This window comes from Mycobacterium sp., from assembly GCF_049280035.1.
Taxonomy (GTDB): Bacteria; Actinomycetota; Actinomycetes; order Mycobacteriales; family Mycobacteriaceae; genus Mycobacterium.
This window is the reverse complement of record NZ_JBAPPI010000889.1, coordinates 1-2464: the sequence shown is the minus strand read 5'-3', so window position 1 is coordinate 2464 and position 2464 is coordinate 1. Positions and strand designations below refer to the sequence as shown.

The 2464-nt window shown below is 64.1% G+C and carries 4 protein-coding genes; 3 read left to right on the top strand and 1 reads right to left on the bottom strand.

Translation table 11 applies throughout. The annotated features are described in order from the left end of the window. Both WAN71_RS28290 and WAN71_RS28285 read left to right on the top strand, forming a co-directional pair. Positions 1-215 (top strand): cutinase family protein (locus tag WAN71_RS28290; RefSeq protein ID WP_422228495.1); only part of this gene is annotated, 215 nt, incomplete at its 5' end. Between the two features lie 122 nt (positions 216-337). After that, positions 338-745, top strand: a complete 408-nt coding sequence (locus WAN71_RS28285; RefSeq protein WP_422228496.1) for a hypothetical protein — start codon at positions 338-340, stop codon at positions 743-745. Positions 746-749: 4 nt separating this feature from the next. Here WAN71_RS28285 and WAN71_RS28280 read toward each other — a convergent pair whose 3' ends face one another. After that, on the bottom strand, positions 750-1016 hold the full coding sequence (locus tag WAN71_RS28280; protein WP_422228494.1) for an ANTAR domain-containing protein: 267 nt from the start codon (positions 1014-1016) through the stop codon (positions 750-752). A 281-nt stretch (positions 1017-1297) separates the two neighbouring features. On the opposite strand from WAN71_RS28280, the gene WAN71_RS28275 reads away from it, so the two are divergent. Beyond that, positions 1298-2464, top strand: a 1167-nt coding sequence (locus WAN71_RS28275; protein WP_422228493.1) for a Na+/H+ antiporter, incomplete at its 3' end; no start/stop codon positions are given.

Sequence of the window (2464 nt, the reverse complement as noted above, 5' to 3'; positions counted from 1 at the left end):
CCGTCACCCTTTTTGGCACGCCGTCAAGCCGGTTCATGGATACGGTCGGCGCACCGCCGGTCGTCATCGGTCCGCTGTATCAGCCCAAGACACTGGAGTTGTGCGCCGGTGACGATCCAGTCTGTTCTGACGGTGGCGACTGGGCCGCACACGCCGCTTACGCCGACGACGGGATGGTTGACCAGGCAGCGAATTACGCCGCGAGTCATCTCTAAGCACCCGCGTGATCCGGCGCTGGTTGCGAGATGAACGCGGATTTCCCTTGGCCGCCTCAGTAGCCGCGCTGACACTGCTGTTGGCCTGCGGCACGGGCGATCTCAAGCCCGGGCAGACTTCAATGAACCGACCATCGACAACCACCGTGGCTGCCCCGCCCGCAACGCGAAATCCGCGCACCGAGAAGTGGATTGACTTACAGGTCGGTGATTGCTTGGCGGAGCTCCCACCGAGCGACCCCAGCGTGGTCACGGTCACCGTTGTCGACTGTGCGACCGCTCATGCGGCAGAGGTTTATCTTCGGGGGCCGCTCGCGGTTAATACCGCGATCGCGGACGTCGCCAACCGGGAATGCGCTGCCGGATTTTCTCGGTACACCCGGCAATCCGTCGACGGCAGCTCATTGGCGGTGACGTTTCTCATCGACTCCAATCAGGATCGAACCTCCGACAACCCCGCCCCGAGTACCGTCATCTGTCTGCTGCGTGCAGCCAACGGTCAACCTCTGACAGAGTCCGCGCGGCGCTGAACTCTCAACCGACCGACACCGCCGACCCGGCGAAGAGCTGACCCCATTCGTCACGGGCCGCCGACTGCGCGTCGGCAGAAGTATGAGGTGAATGGGCGCCACCATTAGCGAGATGCACGAGCGCCCAGGCCATTGCGAACACCGGCATCCGGTGACGTTGTGCCGCGCTGAGCAACTCGTGGAAAGCAGTTTCTGAGGGACACCTGCGAAGGCCGATGAGAATGCCCTTTGCGGTGTCGAGGATGCGACCACCGTGCGCTTCCGCCGTCATGCCGTGCCTACCTCCTATTGAGCATGCGAGTATCCGATTGCGCCGATGTGGATATTGCGCGAGCGTGATCCATGATTTGCGCACGCAGCCGACCACGCCAGATCACCGGGTCGATCGGTATGCGCCCGTGATCGTCTTGATACCCAAACTGCGCTGTTTGACTTGCCCCTGGATTGGCCCCTCGACGATCCGGCTGGCAAAGACGCGGCCGCGATCCGGCCCATCCGCGACGAGATCGAACGCCGCGTGCGCCAGACCGGTTCGTACAGGATGATGTGCTGGTGTTCGGGCTTGTCGTAATCGTTGCGCTCTTTGCCCTAGTGATCGTCGGGACGGTCCTTGGCCGGCGCTATCGAGTGGGCCCACCGGTTCTGCTGATCCTGCTCGGGGCACTGCTGGGCTTGATCCCTCAGTTCGGCGGCGTGCGGCTCGATGGGGAGATCGTGCTGCTGCTGTTCTTGCCCGCGATTCTCTATTGGGAAAGCCTGAACACCAGCTTTCGCGAGATCCGGAAGAACCTGCGCGTCATCGTTTTCCTCAGTGTCGGCCTGGTGATTGCCACTGCGGTAGCGGTGACCTGGACAGCACGGGCGATGGGAATGGAGTCACACGCAGCGTCGGTCCTCGGCGCCGTGCTCTCCCCCACCGACGCCGCAGCCGTGGCCGGCCTGGCCAAACAGTTACCGCGCCGCGCAGTGACCGTGTTGAAGGCGGAAAGCATCATCAACGACGGGACCGCGCTCGTCTTGTTCACGGTGAGCATCGGAGTCGCGGTCGGCGGCCACCCGGTCAGCCCGGCCGCCCTGACGGCCCGCTTCGTCGGCTCCTACCTCGGTGGCATTTGCGCCGGGCTGCTGGTCGGCCTGGCGGTGACCCTGATGCGCCGCCGAATCGACGCGCCGCAGGAGTCGGGAGCGCTGAGCCTGCTGACGCCGTTCGCCGCATTCTTGCTCGCCCAATCAATTCACTGCAGCGGCGTCGTCGCGGTTCTGGTGTCGGCGCTCGTGCTGGCCTACGTCGGGCCGTACGTTATCCGGGCTCGTTCCCGCCTTCAGACGAATGCATTCTGGGATCTCGCGACATTTCTGATCAACGGCTCGCTATGGGTGTTCGTCGGCGTGCAAATGCCCAACGCGGTGCGCGGTATAGCAGGCGTCGACGGCGGGGTTCGGCACGCCGCTTTGCTGGCTCTTGCCGTCATCGGCGTTATCTTGGCGACTCGATTTGCCTGTATCGAATCCATCACCGCGTTGCTTCGTACGGTGGACCGGCGCGCGATACAGCGCACCCGTCGCGTCGACTGGCGCCAACGCGTGGTGTCGGGCTGGGCCGGATTCCGTGGCGCAGTGTCCCTTGCCGCGGCATTGGCGGTCCCGATGACCACGCACAGCGGCGCCCTTTTTCCGGACCGCAACCTCATCGTCTTCGTCGTCTGCGTCGTGATTCTG